Annotated in this window: 15 protein-coding genes; 8 read left to right on the top strand and 7 right to left on the bottom strand. The window is 63.7% G+C overall.

Features of this window, described 5'->3' with window-relative positions; all coding sequences use genetic code 11:
• Positions 1-4: 4 nt before the first annotated feature.
• The 5 genes from AC1RRE_RS13460 to phaR form a co-directional block, all read right to left on the bottom strand.
• Positions 5-985 carry a 2-dehydropantoate 2-reductase gene (locus tag AC1RRE_RS13460; protein WP_492981697.1) on the bottom strand — a complete coding sequence of 327 codons (981 nt, stop codon included), beginning with the start codon at positions 983-985 and terminating at the stop codon, positions 5-7.
• Entirely contained in the window at positions 982-2,505 is a 1,524-nt protein-coding gene (gene glpD, locus AC1RRE_RS13455; RefSeq protein WP_492981696.1) for a glycerol-3-phosphate dehydrogenase, read from the bottom strand. Before glpD ends, AC1RRE_RS13460 begins: the two co-directional genes overlap by 4 nt.
• Positions 2,506-2,540: 35 nt before the next feature.
• Positions 2,541-2,990 carry a hypothetical protein gene (locus AC1RRE_RS13450; protein WP_492981695.1) on the bottom strand — a complete coding sequence of 150 codons (450 nt, stop codon included), beginning with the start codon at positions 2,988-2,990 and terminating at the stop codon, positions 2,541-2,543.
• 52 nt (positions 2,991-3,042) lie between these two features.
• Entirely contained in the window at positions 3,043-4,866 is a 1,824-nt protein-coding gene (locus AC1RRE_RS13445) for an adenylate/guanylate cyclase domain-containing protein (RefSeq protein ID WP_492981694.1), read from the bottom strand.
• Positions 4,867-4,963: 97 nt separating this feature from the next.
• Positions 4,964-5,548: a polyhydroxyalkanoate synthesis repressor PhaR gene (gene phaR / locus AC1RRE_RS13440; RefSeq protein ID WP_492981693.1), complete on the bottom strand. Its 585-nt coding sequence runs from the start codon at positions 5,546-5,548 to the stop codon at positions 4,964-4,966.
• 304 nt (positions 5,549-5,852) lie between these two features.
• On the opposite strand from phaR, the gene AC1RRE_RS13435 reads away from it, so the two are divergent.
• From AC1RRE_RS13435 to AC1RRE_RS13400, 8 genes are all read left to right on the top strand, one after another.
• Positions 5,853-7,157: an alpha/beta fold hydrolase gene (locus AC1RRE_RS13435; protein WP_492981692.1), complete on the top strand. Its 1,305-nt coding sequence runs from the start codon at positions 5,853-5,855 to the stop codon at positions 7,155-7,157.
• 131 nt (positions 7,158-7,288) lie between these two features.
• Positions 7,289-8,464 (top strand): acetyl-CoA C-acetyltransferase, encoded by a 1,176-nt coding sequence (locus AC1RRE_RS13430; protein WP_492981691.1) that lies wholly within the window; start codon positions 7,289-7,291, stop codon positions 8,462-8,464.
• Positions 8,465-8,571: 107 nt separating this feature from the next.
• Positions 8,572-9,294, top strand: coding sequence for an acetoacetyl-CoA reductase (phbB, locus tag AC1RRE_RS13425; protein ID WP_492981690.1), 723 nt, complete (start codon positions 8,572-8,574; stop codon positions 9,292-9,294).
• A gap of 178 nt (positions 9,295-9,472) precedes the next feature.
• Positions 9,473-9,910: an RT0821/Lpp0805 family surface protein gene (locus tag AC1RRE_RS13420; protein WP_492981689.1), complete on the top strand. Its 438-nt coding sequence runs from the start codon at positions 9,473-9,475 to the stop codon at positions 9,908-9,910.
• Positions 9,911-10,007: 97 nt separating this feature from the next.
• Complete coding sequence (locus tag AC1RRE_RS13415) at positions 10,008-10,814, top strand: class I SAM-dependent methyltransferase (protein ID WP_492981688.1); 807 nt, start codon at positions 10,008-10,010, stop codon at positions 10,812-10,814.
• Positions 10,815-10,927: 113 nt separating this feature from the next.
• A complete protein-coding gene (locus AC1RRE_RS13410) occupies positions 10,928-11,587 on the top strand; it encodes a methyltransferase family protein (protein ID WP_492981687.1) in 660 nt (219 codons plus the stop codon).
• A gap of 114 nt (positions 11,588-11,701) precedes the next feature.
• Positions 11,702-12,919 (top strand): ABC transporter substrate-binding protein, encoded by a 1,218-nt coding sequence (locus AC1RRE_RS13405; protein ID WP_492981686.1) that lies wholly within the window; start codon positions 11,702-11,704, stop codon positions 12,917-12,919.
• Positions 12,920-13,011: 92 nt separating this feature from the next.
• The gene (locus AC1RRE_RS13400; protein WP_492981685.1) at positions 13,012-13,299 is read left to right on the top strand and encodes an SDR family oxidoreductase; all 288 of its coding nucleotides are present in this window, start codon (positions 13,012-13,014) and stop codon (positions 13,297-13,299) included.
• Between the two features lie 8 nt (positions 13,300-13,307).
• Here AC1RRE_RS13400 and AC1RRE_RS13395 read toward each other — a convergent pair whose 3' ends face one another.
• The gene (locus tag AC1RRE_RS13395; protein ID WP_492981684.1) at positions 13,308-14,399 is read right to left on the bottom strand and encodes a class I SAM-dependent methyltransferase; all 1,092 of its coding nucleotides are present in this window, start codon (positions 14,397-14,399) and stop codon (positions 13,308-13,310) included.
• A 125-nt stretch (positions 14,400-14,524) separates the two neighbouring features.
• A complete protein-coding gene (locus AC1RRE_RS13390) occupies positions 14,525-16,723 on the bottom strand; it encodes a xanthine dehydrogenase family protein molybdopterin-binding subunit (protein WP_492981683.1) in 2,199 nt (732 codons plus the stop codon).
• Positions 16,724-16,729 lie beyond the last annotated feature (6 nt).

Genomic DNA, 16,729 nt, shown 5'->3' with positions numbered 1-16,729 from the left:
CTGTTCAGTCCTGCAGGGTTCCGGCGACGCGTGCGCGCGTTTTCAGCAGCGCCAGCACGATGTCGAGGGTGGGAGTGGCGATCTTCAGTTTGCCGGCGAGTTCGGCGATCACGCCGATCAGGCCGCCGATTTCCATGGGCCGGCCGGTTTCCAGATCCTGCAGCATGGATGTCTTGTGCGGGCCGACCTTGCGGGCGGCGTCCATGCGCTGTTCGACCGTGATGGGAAAAACAATGCCCAGCGCTTCGCCCACCTGTTGGGCCTCGCGCATCATGGCGCCGAGCACCATGCGCGCATCGGGATCGGTGGCCAGACCGCCCAGCGTGCCATGGGTCAGGACGCTGACCGGATTGAAGGAGAGATTGCCCCAGAGCTTGGTCCAGATTTCCTGCCGGATATTGTCCAGCACCGGTGCTTCGATGCCGGCTTCGGTCAGCACGGCGCTCAGACGCTGCACGCGCTCGGACTTGCTGCCGTCGGGTTCGCCCAGCGGCAGGCGGCTGCCGCTGCTGTGACTGATCACGCCGGGTGCCGAGATCGCGCCGGCGACCCAGACCACGCTGCCGATGGCGCGCTGCGGTCCGATCAGCTTCCACTGCAGGTCACCCGGATCGACGGACGCCAGATGCGTGCCATCCAGCGGCCCGCCATGGCGATGGAAATACCAGTAGGGCATGCCGTTCATCGCCGTGATCATCGGGGTATCGGCGCCGAACAGCGGCAGCATCTTTTCGGCCATGTCAGGCACCGCCGGCGCCTTCAGGCTGAGGATCACCACATCCTGCACGCCAGCCTCGGCCGGATCGTCGGTGCAGCCCGGATGCACGGTGAAGCGCGTGCCGTTGCTTTCAATGGTCAGGCCGTGGTCGCGGATGGCATCGCGATGGGCGCCGCGGGCGATCAGGGTAACGTCATGGCCGGCGCGGGCCAGCAGGCCGCCGAAATAGCCGCCGATGGCGCCTGCGCCAACGATGCCGATTTTCATGCCGCCTCGATGTTGGGGCGATGCTGCGCCATCCAGCTGGTCAGGCGCTCGCGTTCCAGCGCGGTGACCCACAGGCCGCATTTGGTGCGGCGCCACAGCACATCATCGGCCTCGCGTGCCCATTCCTGGCGCATCAGATAATCGACTTCGCGCTCATAGAGCCCGCCGCCGAAATGCTCGCCCAGATCGGCCGACCACTGCGTGTCGCCGAGAATGATGTCGACCGCCGATCCGTGCCGGCGCGCCAGCCGCGTCAGCCAGGCCGGATCGAGGCCGGGATAACGGTGTTTGAGATCAGCCACGAAGGCATCGAAGCTGAGGCCCTTCAGGTCGCCGCCGGGCAGCGGCTCGCCGCCGGACCAGGCCTTGCCCATCTTCGGATAGAAGGGCGCGATCTTGTCCAGCACCTGTTCCGACAGGCGGCGCGAGGTGGTCAGCTTGCCGCCATAGACCGATAGCAGCGGCGTCTGATTGTTCGCGCCCGCTTCCAGGTCCAGCACATAGTCGCGCGTGATGGCAGACGGATCGTTGTCGCCATCGTCATACAGTGGCCGCACACCGGCATAGGACCAGACGATCATGTCGCGGGTCACGTCCTGGCGGAAATACTCGCTGGCCGATTTCAGCAGGTAGGTGGTTTCGTCCTCGCTGATGCGTGGCGGACCATCCAGCTTGTCGACCTGCACGTCGGTGGTGCCGACCAGCGTGAAGTCGCGCTCGTAAGGGATCGCGAAGATGATGCGGTTGTCGGCATTCTGGAAGATGTAGCAGTGATCGCCGTCGAACAGCTTCTTGGTGACGATATGGCTGCCCTTGATCAGGCGCACGCTGTTCTTCGGAGTCTGGCTGAAAGCACCGGTCAGTGTCTCGCGCACCCAGGGGCCGCCGGCATTGATGATGCCGCGCGCCGTCACGGTGCGGCTGCTGCCGGTGGTCTGGTCAGTCAGCGTGACATGCCACAGGCCGCCGTCGCGCTTCGCCGCGGTCACCGCCGTGCGGGTGAAAATCTGCGCACCCTTCTGGCGGGCGCTCATGGCATTCAGCACCACGAGGCGGGCGTCATCGACCCAGCAGTCGGAATATTCGAAGCCACGCTTGAATTTCGATTTCAGCGGACGGCCGCGCGGATCGTCGGCGGTGAAGTCGAGGCCGGTCGAGCCCGGCAGGCTCTGGCGGCGCGACAGGTTGTCATACAGGAACAGGCCGATGCGGATCATCCAGGCCGGACGCAGGCCGGGATGGTGCGGCAGCACGAAGCGCAGCGGCCAGATGATATGCGGCGCCATCTTCATCAGCACTTCGCGCTCGCCCAGTGCCTCGCGGACCAGACGGAATTCGTAATGCTCGAGATAGCGCAGGCCGCCATGGATCAGCTTGGTGGCCGCCGAGGAGGTGGCGCCGGCGAGGTCGCCGCGCTCGGCGAGAATGACGCTCAGGCCGCGACCGGAGGCATCGCGGGCGATGCCGGTCCCGTTTACGCCGCCACCGATGATCAACAGATCGGCAGGTTTAGAAGACATTGAAAAATAACCGCTGAAAGGCAGGAAAGCGGCCTTTATACGGTCACGCTGATCTGCTGTGCAAGGTCGAGCTCCAGCCGTCCGCGCCGGCCGGCGCTGCGATAGGTCGAATGGGCGCTGCTCCGGGCTTCCCGGGTCACCGCAGGCTCCTCGGACTGGGCCAGCTGCTGGGTATGGTAGGTGTTAACCCCGAAGGCCTCGCGCCAGGCGCGCCGGCGCTCCAGATGGGGGGGAATCTCGGCATTGGGGTCGGCAGCCTCGCCCCGGTCGGTGCGGCGGCGCAGGATCTGGAGGACGGCCTGGCCGGCTTCCCGGGTCTTCTGCAGCAGGCCGGCGCCCCGGGCGGGAGCCTGGCCGGCGTCTTCCTGGGTCCGGAACCCCTCAGTGGCGGTATTCTGGCGCTGTTTTTTGCGGGTTTCTGCGGCGGAATCGGTCTGGTTGCCCGCAGGCGAAACCAGAATACCGTGACCGACCAGATTGACCATGACCCCTCGCGTTTAGAGGTCGGACTCAAGCAGGGAGTCGGTAAACGGCGGGTTAACGTTCCGGATTTGTGATCGGCTGGTCCAGCCGGTAGACCTCGACCGCCTCGACCCGGCCCTTCACGGCCAGTTTGCCGATCAGCGGGGGCTTCGGGTCCAGGCCGGCTTCCGCGACGGTTTCGGCGCTGGTCAGGGCAATGAACGCCTCGTCCTGAAGCTGGTAGTCATGGCCCAGCTGTTCCAATCGCTGGGCGGTATTCACGGTATCGCCCACCACGGTGTAATTGATGCGGCCGGGCGCACCGATATTGCCGACCACGACGGGGCCGGAATGCAGGCCGATGCGCATGCGCAGGACGGGCCGGCCCAGCATGGCGCGACGGGCGTTATCTGCGGCGAATTCACGGCAGATCGCCTGCACGGCGCGGCAGGCATGGGCGGCATGATCCTCGTCGCGCTTGATTGCGCCCCAGACCGCCATCACGGCGTCGCCGATGAACTTGTCGACAATGCCGTTCTCGGCCTCGATGCAGGCGGTCACCAGCCGGAAGTGGTCGTTCAGGATATCGGCGGTTTCCTCCGCGCTCATCTTTTCCGACATGGCCGTGAAACCGACCAGGTCGGTGAAGATCACCGTCACGTCGCGGCGCTTGCTGACGTTGATCGCATCCTCGCCCTCGCGCACCAGCCGGCTGACCAGCTTGCGCGGCACATAGTTGCCGAACCAGTGCAGTGCCGCGTTGGCGGAGTTGATCGCCTGTGCCGCGTCGTCGAGTTCACGCAGGCGGGTGCGGTCCAGCGGCGGCGCATCGAAATCCAGGTTGCGCAGCCGGTTGGCCGACAGGCTGATCGCCAGCAGCGGCCGTCGGATCAGGCGACCCAGGCGCCAGGCGATCATCAGCGACAGTGCCAGGCTGAGCAGGCCGACCGCGACAGAGACCTGGAGGCGGCTGATTTCGGTCTGGATCTGGTCGAAGGCGAAGTAGCGACCGATCAGCCAGGGCCGGTCGCCGAAGTCGTTGATGCGGCGATAGACGAAAATCCATTGCCGGCCGTCGGTCTCGACGATATGCGCGTTGCCGTCATCACCCAGCAGCGAGCGCGCCAGCACACGGTCGATGCGGCCGGTCCATATCCGGCGCAGCACCGGATCGTGGATTTTCTGCAGCGCCGGGACGGGATTTTCCGCCGAGAGGCCGTATTCGTGGTTCAACAGCGTGGGGTGCGCCAGTACATATTCATCGTCATAGAGGATGAAGTTGGTCGCCTCGTTGTCCACGCTGTCGATCTCGATCAGGCGCGACAGCGTGCCCAGAGACACCACAGCCAGTACCTGGCCGACAAAGTTTCCATCGAGAACGACCGGCGTCTGGGCATTGATCAGCGGCTGGCCGATTTCAGGGTTCCAGATCAGGTCGCCCCAGTGCACCGGCTTGTTGTAGAGGTCCGGGCGGTTCTGCATCTCGAAAAGGCGGCGCAGCGCTTCCAGACGCGCCGCCGTATCGGGGTAATTACGGATGCTGTCATGCAGCGCCAGTGTGTTGCCGCCCTGGCGGATCACGCGCGTCGCCACCGCATCATTGCGCAGCAGGGCAACGGCATCGACCTGGGGCAGGGCGTCCAGCGCTGCCGTCATGTAATCGGTCAGCCGGCCGATGTCGTTGACGCCGATCTGGTTGCGCTGCAGCCGGGTGCGCAGGGATTCCACCTGCTCGGCGGCCGGCACCAGCTGGTCGCGCGTGCGTTCGATCAGGCGGGCGACGATGCGTTCGTTGCGGTCGCGCAGCAGCTCGACCGTGTTCAGGCGGCCGCTGAGCAGCGCAATGCCATAGGCCACGCCGGCCAGCACCATCAGCAGGCCGACAGCCACGGTCAGCACAAAGGTGATCGATGGCCGTACGCGCGGCCCCCGTCGGGTTTTCAGGCGTGCGGGCTTCGGGTCGGTCGGTTCGGATCCCGGCGAGGGAGCGGCCTGCTCAGCCCTTGGTTCGGGCAAGGGCCTCGACCTGCTTGCGCAGGTCTTCCATCTGCTTCTTCAGGGTGTCGACCTCCGGCTTTTTCTCGCCGGCGGCGCTCTCGTCGGCTTCGCTGCCGGCGACGAAGGGATTGAACAGGGTCATGGCGCGCTGGAACATCTGCATGTTCTGGCGGCCCATTTCCTCGATGCTGCGGAAGGGGAACATCTCGCCGAAGGCTTCGGCCATATACTGGCGCATCTCGTCCTGATTGCGCTGGAACGAGGCCATCGAGATTTCGAGATAGCTCGGCACCAGAGTCTGCAGGCTATCGCCATAGAAGGTGATCAGGCGACGCAGGAAGCCGATTGGCAGCAGATTCTGCCCCTTCGACTCTTCCTCGAAAATGATCTGGGTGAGCACGCTGCGGGTGATGTCGTCGCCGCTCTTGGCGTCCTCGACCACGAAATCCTGACCGTCCTTCACCATCTGGCAAAGGTTCTCCAGGGTCACGTAGGAGGAGGTCGCCGTATTGTACAGCCGCCGGTTTGCATACTTTTTGATCTTTATGGCAGGCGCTGCTGTCGTCTGGTCGGTTTCGGCCACGGTCCCACGCTCCCTCGGTCAGTTGCACACATCTTCGCGCGTAATCCTTTGTATACGCAAGTCTCTTGTACACCGCGAAAGGGTGGCCCGGAATGGTCCGCAGGGTGTAGGCTGGCGGACATGGACGATCCCAAGGCTGGCCCCAAATCAGCCGGCGATGCACAGGCGCTGGCACAGCAGTTCCTCGATCTCTGGCAGGAACAGGCCGGATTGCTGGCTACCGATCCGAAACTGGCTGAATTGTCGGCGACCTGGCTCAATCTCTGGAAGCAGGGCGCGGCCGCAGCGGCGCAGGGAGGCGGTAATGTCGCAAAGTCCCCATCATCAACTCCGTCTGGGCCCGCGTCCGCTGCCGCTGCATCTGGCGACCGCCAACCTGATGTTGCTGAGCTCGCTCGCCGCCTGGCCGAGTGCGAGGCACGCCTCGCCGTTCTGGAATCCGCAGCTGCAGGCAAGGTTCGCCGCCCTCGCGCCGCAACTGGCAAGCGTCGATCCGGCTGAGTTCACCGCCGAACTGATGCGCGCCGGTCTGGCGCGGCTCACCACCATGAGCGGGGCGATGTTCCGCTATCGCCAGCATGACTATCGCCGCCAGCTTGCCGATCCACCGACATTCTGGCGTGAGGGCGGCAGCCGGCTGCTGTCTTTTGCCGATGACGGCATTCCCGTGCTGCTGGTGCCCTCGCTGGTCAATCGCGCCTATATCCTCGACCTGGCCGAAGGACAGAGCCTCGCGCGCTGGCTGCCCAGTGTGCGCAAAGATGGGCGCGGCCTGCGTCCCTTCCTGCTCGACTGGGGCGACCCGGGCGAGACCGAGCAACGCTTCGATCTTACGGCCTATATCGCACGGCTGGTGCGGGCGCTGGCCGCGGTGAAGCACGAAACCGGGCGCGCCCCGCTGCTGCTGGGCTATTGCATGGGCGGCAACCTGACCCTGGCCGCGGCGCTGCAGGCGCCCGATGACGTGGCGGCGCTGGCTCTGCTGGCGACGCCCTGGGATTTCCACGCCGGCGGCGCCCATCATGCCGCCCTGGTCCAGGCGCTCGCGCCGGCGCTGGTGCCGCCGCCCGCCACCGATGATGAGCCGCCGCCGATGCTGGAGGTGGATACGCTGCAGGGCTTCTTCTGGGCGCTGGACCCCTTCACGGCGCTGAAAAAGTTCAACCTGTTCGACGCCATGCCGGAGCAAAGCGAGGGCGAGCGGCGTTTCATTGCCATGGAAGACTGGCTGAATGACGGCGTGCCGCTGGCCGGACCGGTGGCGCGCGAATGCCTGATCGGCTGGTATGGCGAGAACCGTCCGGTGCGGGGCGCGTGGCATATCGGCGGCAAGCCGGTGCGGCCGCAGGACTGGACCGGACCGACGCTGGTGGTCTTGCCTGAACGCGACAAGCTGGTGCCCAAGGAAGGGGCTGCCGCTTTATTGGATCAGCTCCCGCAGGCGACGCGGCTGGACGCGCCCAGCGGACATATCGGCATGGTGGCCGGGCCGCGTGCGGAAACCGGGCTGTGGCAACCGCTGGCCGACTGGCTTTTGCAGGCGGGTACTCTGGTGACGGAGCGATCCGCTACGTCACCTCAGAGGCGCAAGACCAAAGTGCAAGCTTGACCGGCGTTTTTGCGGTGCCGCGGGTCTTGCCGCAGTTGCGAAAAGACCGGTATCGTTTCGACAAATTCCAGTTAGACAACACCGTCTCGACCTAGCATCACATATATAAGTCCAGAGTGGAGGGACATCCCATGACCGATATTGTCATTGCCAGCGCCGCGCGCACGCCGGTCGGCTCGTTCAATGGTGCGCTCAGCGGCGTGCCGGCGCATTACCTTGGCCAGGTTGCCATCGATGGCGCGCTGAAGCGTGCCGGCGTGAAGGCCGAAGACGTCAGCGAAGTGATCATGGGCCAGATCCTGACTGCCGCGCAGGGGCAGAATCCCGCACGACAGGCGTCGATCAATGCCGGCCTGCCGGTGGAGGTCCCGGCCTGGGGCGTCAACATGCTGTGCGGTTCGGGCCTGCGCGCGGTGGCGCTGGGCTTCCAGGCGATCAAGAACGGCGACAGCGAGATCGTCGTCGCCGGCGGCCAGGAAAGCATGAGCCAGGCGCCGCATGCCGCTTACCTGCGTGCCGGTCACAAGATGGGCGATCTCGGCTTCATCGACACCATGATCCGCGACGGTCTGTGGGATGCCTTCAACGGCTATCATATGGGCACCACGGCCGAGAACGTGGCCAAGCAGTTCCAGATCACCCGCGACCAGCAGGACGAATTCGCAGCCAAGAGTCAGAACAAGGCCGAGGCCGCGCAGAAGGCCGGCAAGTTCAAGGACGAGATCGTTCCCGTCACCATCAAGGGCCGCAAGGGCGACACCGTGGTGGAGAATGACGAATACATCCGTCATGGCTCCACTGTGGACGCCATGAAGGCGCTGCGTCCGGCCTTCTCCAAGGATGGTTCGGTCACCGCTGGCAATGCCTCAGGCATCAACGACGGCGCTGCCGCCGTGGTGCTGATGAGCGCCGACGAAGCCAAGAAGCGCGGCGTGAAGCCGCTGGCCCGCATCGTGTCGTGGGCGCAGTCGGGCGTCGATCCGTCGATCATGGGCACCGGCCCGATCCCGGCCTCGCGCGCTGCGCTGAAGAAAGCCGGCTGGAAGGCGAGCGATCTGGATCTGGTCGAGGCCAACGAAGCCTTCGCCGCCCAAGCCTGTGCCGTGAACAAGGACATGGGCTGGGATACCGACAAGGTGAACGTCAATGGTGGCGCCATCGCCATCGGCCATCCTATCGGTGCCTCGGGTGCCCGCGTGCTGGTGACGCTGCTCTATGAAATGCAGCGCCGCGATGCCAAGAAAGGCCTCGCCACGCTGTGCATCGGCGGCGGCATGGGCATCGCGATGTGCATCCAGCGCGACTGACGATTTGGGAAAAAGGCCGGGAGGGGAGATCCCGGCTTTTTTTTCATCAAGAAAAGACCATCATCTGACAGCCAAATAGCAAAAAAGTATTCAACAGGAGGATTACCATGTCTCGCGTAGCCATTGTCACTGGCGGCAGCCGCGGTATCGGCGCTGCGATTTCCCGTCTGCTGCATCAGAACGGATACAAGGTTGCCGCCAACTATGCGGGCAATACCGAACGCGCCAAGGCCTTCGAGACGGAAACCGGCATCAAGACCTATCAGTGGAACGTCGCCGATTTCGATGAATGCCAGGCCGGCGTCAAGCAGGTCGAGCGCGATCTCGGTCCGGTCGATGTCATCGTCAACAATGCCGGCATCACCCGCGACGGCACCATGCATCGCATGGGGCATGACCAGTGGCAGGCGGTGATCGACGCCAATCTCGGCGGCTGCTTCAACATGTGCCGCGCCGCCATCGATGGCATGCGTGAGCGCGGCTTTGGCCGCATCGTCAATATCGGCTCGATCAACGGCCAGGCCGGCCAGTATGGCCAGGTGAACTATGCCGCCGCCAAGTCGGGCATCCACGGCTTCACCAAGGCGCTGGCGCAGGAAGGTGCCGCGCGCGGCATCACCGTGAACGCCATTGCGCCGGGCTATATCGACACCGACATGGTCGCTGCCGTGCCGGCCAATGTGCTGGAAAAGATCGTTGCCAAGATTCCGGTCGGTCGACTCGGCCGCGCCGAGGAAATTGCACGCGGCGTGCTGTTCTTGGTGGCGGACGAGGGCGGTTTCATCACCGGCTCGACGCTCAGCATCAACGGCGGCCAGCATATGTACTGACAAAAGCCAGTTCTTGGGCGAAGCTCGGGCGGTTTTCCGCCGCTTGTGCCATCGTTACGAAACCGCCGCAGAAATCCTGCGGCGGTTTTTTTGTTTTGTCACAGCCGCATCTAACACAAATCCGCCATGATCCCGGCACAGCTTGACTGTTGTAGAAGCAGTCCAAGGAGGCTGTATCATGATCCGCTCGCTCGCTGTTGTCGCTTTCACCGCCGTTGCTGCCGGGGTGCTGTTTGCGCCCGCGCCGGCCAAGGCCGACAGCTTCTCGTTCGGCTATTCCTCGGGCGATTACCGCCGGGGCTATTACGGGCCACGGCACTATCACCGCCCTTATCCGCGGTATTCCTCGTATTACAGCTACCGGTATTACGCGCCACCGCCCGTGATGTATGTGCCGCCGCCGGTCGTCTACGCACCGCCGCCAGTTTACGCCGCGCCTCCGGTCTATGCCGCGCCGCCGATGATGTCGGCCGCCCCGGCCTCGCCGGTCTATGTCGCGCCGAACGGCCAGTATTGCCGCGAATACCAGGGCGGCGTCACGGTGGGTGGCGGTCCGCAGCGCGGCTATGGCACCGCCTGCCTGATGCCGGATGGCGCCTGGCGCGTCGTCAACTAACCGTCATGTTTCGCAATGGGTGTGGCCACAGCTTGGTCACGCCCAAAGCGCTGCGCTGATCTTACCTCTGCATATCGGCAGCAGAGAGGACTATGGCGTGGCGGAACGGCAGGCATATCTGAAGCAGGGCCAGCGCCGGGTGGGCGGCTGGCTTTTTCCCTATAGCGCAACGTTCATCGACGATCTGGGCGCTCTCCAGCGCGAGGCCGGCATCGCCGGTGCGGTCGGCGAGATCGGCGTGCATCACGGCAAGCTGTTCATCCTGATGGCGCTGGGGCGCAAACCGGGCGAGCGCGCCATCGCGATCGATGTCTTCGACGACCAGCATCTCAATCTGGATGATTCCGGCAACGGCGACCGTGCGGTCTTCGAGCGCAATATCGGCCGCTGGCTGGCCGATGCATCCGCCGTACGCATCCTGCAGCGCTCCTCCTTTGATGTTGCGCCGGCCGATATCCTCGACAGCGTCGGGCCGTTGCGACTGGCTTCCATCGATGGCGGCCATACCGAGGACTGCGTGGTCAATGATTTCGGCCTGATAGAGTCCGTACTGGCACCGAAAGGCGTGGTGATCCTGGACGACTATTTCAACGAATACTGGCCCGATGTCGCCTCGGGCGTGGCGCGTTACATGATGGAGCCCGCCAGCCGCCTGCGGCCCTTTGCCGTCACACCGAACAAGACCTATTTCACCTTCGCCGGCGATACCGGCTTTTATCGCAGCGCGTTGCGTGCGCGCTGCGGCTATTACTTCGAGAAGTCGGCGCGCATCTTCGGCAGCGATGTCGACATTTACGGCACCCAGGCCTTCACCTTCTCACTGAAAAAGCGCGCCATCGAATGGATCAAGGCGACCCCGGCCGCGCCCTATGCGCGCGCCTTGCGGCGCCACTTCGCCCGTTAAGGGAGGGCCCGTTAAGAGAGGAGCGCCCGCGACGTCAGGTCGCAGGCGGGGTGGCCGAACGGTCATGAAACCGGTGCTATACTGCGGGCAGGCAATCCCGGGGAACCACCGCCATGTCATCCGTTGCATCCGCCACCCTGTCCGCAGCACCACAGCCAGTCGAGGACCGTCTGTCGCTCGTGCAGCGCCGCCGCAAGCAGTTCGCCTTCGGCAGCGGCCTGTTGCTATTGCTGGTGCTGCTGCTCACGGAATCGATGTGGCCCTCGGAGACCATGCCGCATGAAAGCCTGGAGCTGCTGGGCTATGGCCTGATCCTGCTCTGCATCGCCGGCCGCACCTGGTGTTCGCTTTATATCGGCGGGCGCAAGAAGAAGCTTCTGGTCGACCAGGGACCGTATTCGCTGAGCCGCAATCCGCTGTACTTCTTCTCCGTGCTGGGCGGACTGGGCATCGGCCTGCAGGCTGGCAACATGGTGACCGGCTTGGTGCTGGGCCTGTTCGTCTTCGCGCTGTTCAGCGTGGTGATCGCCCAGGAAGAGGGTTTCCTCAAGTCGAAATTCCCCGCTGAGTTCGCCGCCTATGCAGCGCTGGTGCCGCGCTGGGGGCCGTGCTTTTCCAACTGGCATTCCGATGCCGAGCTGACCGTGCAGCCGCGGATGGTGATGATCACCTTCCGCGATGCGCTGTCTTTCCTCATCGCCATTCCGCTGCTGGAAGGCATCGAGATGCTGCAGGAGGCCGGCTGGCTGCCGGTGCTGCTGCAATTGCCCTGATCTGCCGGAGTCTTTTCGGGCCCGCCATGCTGTGCACTGCAGCATGGTGAAAGCCCATTGACGATCGTTTGCAATACAAACAATAATCCTCCGTAACAATAAACGGAGGAAACCATGCGCCACACTCTTGGCGCCGCAGTCTTTATGGCTGCCGGCGCATTATCCGCTCTGATCGCTCCTCTCGCCGCGCAGGCCCAGGACAAGCCGATCAAGGTCGGCGTGCTGAACGACATGTCCAGCGTCTATGCCGATTTCCAGGGGCCGGGTTCGGTGCTGGCGGCGCAGATGGCCGCCGAGGATTTCATGAAGATGAGCAAGCGCAAGGTCGATGTGATCTTCGCCGATCATCAGAACAAGCCCGATGTCGGCGCCAACATGGCGCGCCAGTGGTATGACGTAGACAATGTCGACGTGATCGTCGATCTGCCCAATTCCGCGGTGGCGCTGGCCGTCAACCAGATCGCCAAGGACAAGAACAAGGCCGTGCTTGGTTCGGGTGCGGGCAGTTCGCTGCTGACCGGCGAACAATGCTCGGCCAATTTCGTGCACTGGACCTACGACACCTGGTCCTACGGCCATTCGGCGGCGCGTGCAGCCTTCGAGCAGGGCGGCAAGAAGTGGTATTTCATCACTGCGGACTATGCCTTCGGCCATGACCTGGAAAAGCAGGCCAGCGACGAGATCAAGGTGCTGGGCGGCACTATTATCGGCTCTGCCCGTCATCCGGTCGGCGTCAGCGATTTCAGTTCCTTCCTGCTGCAGGCGCAGTCATCCGGCGCCGATGTGGTGGCCTTTGCCAATGCCGGCGGCGACCTGACCAACGCGCTGAAGCAGGCGGCTGAGTTCGGCCTCGGCACCAAGCAGCGCCTGGTCGGCCTGATTTTCGGCGTGACCAACGTGCCTGCGCTCGGCTTGCAGGCGACGCAGGGTCTGCAGTCGGTCGCGCCCTTCTACTGGGATTTCAATGACGGAACCCGCGAATGGTCCAAGCGCTTCCAGGCCCGTCATGGCAAGAAGATGATGCCGAACGACATGCATGCCGGCGTCTATGCCAGCCTGATGCATTATTTCAAGGCGGTGGAGAAGGTCGGCAGCCCGGCCGATGGCCGCGCCGTGGTGGCGGCGATGAAGGCGATGCCTACCGATGACGCGTTGTTCGGCAAGGGCACGATCCGCGTGGATGGCCGCAAGCTGCATCCGATGTATCTGCTGGAAGCCAAGAAGCCAGCTGAATCGAAAGGCGACTGGGACTTCCTGAAGGTTGCGGGCACTGTGCCTGCCGACAAGGCCTTCCGCCCGCTGGCCGACGGCAACTGCCCGCTGGCCAAGTAACCGGGTGCGAAGTAATTGACGTTCTCCATCTGCCGCACCGAAACGCCTCGGCGGCAGTTTCGGTGCGGCAGAAGTGGAGGATGGCATGACGGTTGTTGGCGATTACCGGCGGGGCGCAGGGCTTCGCCGCGGCGGGCTATGCGGTCTCGATCGCCGATCCGGCCCATGATGCCGGCGCAGAACTTCTCGATAGCCTGAAAACACGCGGCGAGACGCCGCAGCATTCAAAGGAAGATCGCGCACAGCATCCGGTCGGCCGTGTCGGCCGGCCAGAGGATATCGCGGATGCTTGTCTCTACATCGCCGGGGCGGAATTCATGACCGGCCAAGACATCATCATCGACGGTGGCCTGAGCGTGAAGATGATCTACGCCGACTAGAAAGACCCTTAGACTTTCTGGCAGAGCAGCCGCAGGTCGCCGGAGCCGAATTTCTCTTTGCCGTAGCGATCGGCGGCGATGGCATCGTGATCGAAATCCGAAGGATATCCGCCGACAAGCCGGCGGAAATTACCAAAGCCCAGTCGGCCGAGACGCCCGGTGATGCCTTCCCAGGTGGTGTGGCGGTAGACCGCGTTGAAGCCGTCGCCCAGGTGATAGCGCAGGCCGGTCTGCAGGTTCATGTCCTTGAGCTGCCGGATGATGAAGCCGGGCGGGATGTTGGCCAGGGATTCCCGCGATGCATCCCACAGATGATGTGAGATCGCGCCTTCGCCGTCGGTGTAAACCCAGAGCCAGGCGCCGGGCTTCAGAACCCGGAACACCTCTTTATAGGCGGAATCCTCATCGTGCAGATGATGGAAGACGCCATTCTGGATGGCGAAATCATAGGAATTATCCGGCTCTCCCGTTTCGTAGACCGTCGCCATGCGGAACTGGATGCGATCTTCGGTGACGCCCAGGGCCTGGGACATGCTGCGGGCATGCTCGATATTGCCTGCGGCATAATCCACGCCGAGGACGTAGCCGGCGCCGCGGGTCAGCAGGGCCTGGCCAAAACTGCCATGACCACAGCCGAAATCGATGCAGCGTTTCCCTTTGATCAGGGGCTCAAGATTGTTGACCTCAATGCGCCGCTGATAGCGGGACAGCCGATCCGATTTGTATTCTTCAATGTCGTACTGGGTCCACAGCGAAGGAAACACTTCCTTGTGCATGGCCTCCATGTCTTCCGGGCGCACGGCGTCGAACGACTTGGTGTCAATCTCTGCCCACGGCACCTCGGCCCATGCCCTGATCGCAGCAGTGGTGTCGGCGATGAAGCCGGCAACGATTTTATAAGGGTGCTCTGGAAGATTGTGATTAGAGAGGATTGGGATGTATCGCAGGTTCAGGGCGGCAAGGGCGCTGATGCGTGCATGCGCCGACATCGGCGTGTTAGGCATGCCAGTGCATAGGGCGACCAACTCAGCCAGTGGTTTGAGATAGGTGTCGGGCGATATTTCTTGTGTACTGGCTGCCGGCAAGGTGAAGTCCCCCATCCCCAAATTACCGAAGGATGATTGCAACCGACCTGGGCGATGTCAAGGTCAGCGAACCGCCGCACCTCATTGCCACGATTCGTCTGGCCGCATGGGTGGCCTATATGGGGCGATACCCGCGGGCATCACGCAAAGGCGATGTCGTGGTTCTTCAATGGAACAGAGCGGATGCGCTTTCCGGTCGCTGCAAAGAAGGCATTCAGGACAGCCGGTGCGGCCACCGCAATCGTCGGTTCCCCGACACCACCCCAGAAGCCGCCGCTGGGCATGATGATCGACTCGACCTTCGGCATGTCCGCGATGCGCATCGAGTTGTAGGTGTCGAAATTCTCCTGCTCGATGCGGCCATCCTTCACCGTGCATTCCCCATAGAAGAGGGCGGACAGGCCAAAGACGAACGAGCCCGCGATCTGCCGCTCGATCTGGGCCGGATTGACGGCATGGCCTGGATCGGTGGCGGCCACGATACGATGGATCTTGATCCTGTTGCCGTTGGTCACCGAGATTTCCGCAACTGCGGCGACATAGCTGCCGAACGACATCTGCTGGGCGATGCCGCGGAAAACGCCGCGCGGAGCGGGCCTGTCCCAGCCGACTTTTTCCGCGACGGCATTGAGCACGGCGAGATGCTTGGGATGATTGGCCATCAGCTTGCGCCGGAACGCCAGCGGGTCCTGACGGGCGGCATGCGCCAGCTCGTCCATGAAGCATTCCAGATAGATCGCATTCTGGTTGGCGTTCACGCCGCGCCAGACTCCGGGCGGAACATGGGGGTTGCGGATCGCGTGGTCGACGAGCAGATGGGGGATCGTGTAGCCGATATTGGCCGGTCCGATATTGCCTGGGATATTATTGGCCAGCCCCTGAAACGCGAAGGGATCCATGCCGTTCTGCAGGGCTTCGGGGTTCGCGCTGGCGAAAATAGACTGGCCGGAAATCCGCATATGTAGGCCAGTGAGGGTGTTGTTGGTGTCGAATGCGCCGGTGAGCCTGCACTGCGTCAGCGGATGGTATCGGCCATGGGTCATGTCTTCTTCGCGTGACCACAGCAGCTTGACCGGAATGCCCGGCATCTGCCGGGCGATGACCACCGCCTGCTGAACGTAGTCGCTCACGCCGCGGCGACCAAAGGCACCGCCCATCATGACCTTGTGGACATCGCATTTTTCGATGGGAAGGCCGGAGGCCCGCGCCACGGCCGCCAGGGCGATGTCGGCATTCTGGGTGCCGGTCCAGACTTCGCACCGCTCGGTCGTATAAAGCGCGGTGGCATTCAGGGGCTCCATGGGAGCATGGACCTGATGCGGATATGAATAGACCGCCTCCACTTTTTTCGCGGCCGTGGAGATGGCGAATTTCGCGTCGCCGTTCTGGTTGCCGGCGAATGCCGGCTGTGCCGGATCAAGCCCCTCCGCCACCCATGCGGCGGTGGCGGTGCTGGACGCCTGGGCATGCTCGCCGTCGTCCCAAACAATGGGCAGGGCATCCAGCGCCGTCTTGGCGTGCCACCAGGTATCGGCCACAACTGCAACGGCAGTGGCCCCGACTTTGAGGACTGCCTTCACGCCTTTCATACGGCGTATCATGCTGTCGTCGAAAAGCTTCAGCGTGCCGCCGAAGACCGGACAGTCCTTGATCGCGGCACAGAGCATGCCGGGAAGCTTCACATCGATGCCGTAGATCATTTTGCCCGTGGTCTTGTCCACGGTGTCGAGGCGCTTCAGTGGCTTGCCCGCGATCTTCCAGTCCTTCGGGTCCTTCAGACTGACGGTGGCCGGCGGCTCGAGCTTTGCGGCGGCGCTTGCCACTTTTCCGTAGGTGGTGGTGCGGCGCGACGGCGTGTGGGTGATGACGCTGTTGGCCGTGGTGCATTCTGTGACTGGCACGTTCCAGTCATTGGCCGCGGCCTGTAGCAGCAGCATGCGGGCGGCGGCGGCGCCCTTGCGCATATAGTCCTGCGACAGACGGATCCCGACGCTGCCGCCGGTGTAGAAACTGCCCCAGATCCGCTTGCGGGCCAGGTTCTGCCCGGGCGTGGGATATTCCGTCGTGACCCTCGACCAGTCGCAGTCGAGTTCTTCCGCCACGAGCTGGGCGAGGCCGGTCTGCAGGCCCTGGCCCATTTCGGAGCGCGCGATGCGGACGACCACGGTCTCGTCCGGCCGGATGACGACCCAGGCATTCACTTCCGGTGCGCCATCGGCTACCTGCGCCTCGGAGGTACCGCCAAAGGGAATGCTCAGTCCGAGCGTCAGTCCGCCGCCCAGGGCGGCGGCACCAATGACAAAGGCGCGACGGTTGAGGACGGCTGCTGATGCGGTCATGTCTGC

Source organism: Ferrovibrio sp. GW821-FHT12D07, from assembly GCF_058807275.1.
The sequence above is the reverse complement of the archived record's forward strand: the minus strand, read 5'-3'. Positions and strand labels throughout refer to the sequence as shown.

Coding starts and splice junctions, on each gene's coding strand:
- phbB (WP_492981690.1), top strand. CDS start 8,572: ATGTCTCGCGTAGCCATTGTCACTGGCGGCAGCCGCGGTATCGGCGCT.
- AC1RRE_RS13460 (WP_492981697.1), bottom strand. CDS start 985: ATGAAAATCGGCATCGTTGGCGCAGGCGCCATCGGCGGCTATTTCGGC.
- AC1RRE_RS13395 (WP_492981684.1), bottom strand. CDS start 14,399: ATGGGGGACTTCACCTTGCCGGCAGCCAGTACACAAGAAATATCGCCC.
- AC1RRE_RS13390 (WP_492981683.1), bottom strand. CDS start 16,723: ATGACCGCATCAGCAGCCGTCCTCAACCGTCGCGCCTTTGTCATTGGT.
- AC1RRE_RS13430 (WP_492981691.1), top strand. CDS start 7,289: ATGACCGATATTGTCATTGCCAGCGCCGCGCGCACGCCGGTCGGCTCG.
- AC1RRE_RS13405 (WP_492981686.1), top strand. CDS start 11,702: ATGCGCCACACTCTTGGCGCCGCAGTCTTTATGGCTGCCGGCGCATTA.
- AC1RRE_RS13410 (WP_492981687.1), top strand. CDS start 10,928: ATGTCATCCGTTGCATCCGCCACCCTGTCCGCAGCACCACAGCCAGTC.
- AC1RRE_RS13450 (WP_492981695.1), bottom strand. CDS start 2,990: ATGGTCAATCTGGTCGGTCACGGTATTCTGGTTTCGCCTGCGGGCAAC.
- glpD (WP_492981696.1), bottom strand. CDS start 2,505: ATGTCTTCTAAACCTGCCGATCTGTTGATCATCGGTGGCGGCGTAAAC.
- AC1RRE_RS13435 (WP_492981692.1), top strand. CDS start 5,853: ATGTCGCAAAGTCCCCATCATCAACTCCGTCTGGGCCCGCGTCCGCTG.
- AC1RRE_RS13420 (WP_492981689.1), top strand. CDS start 9,473: ATGATCCGCTCGCTCGCTGTTGTCGCTTTCACCGCCGTTGCTGCCGGG.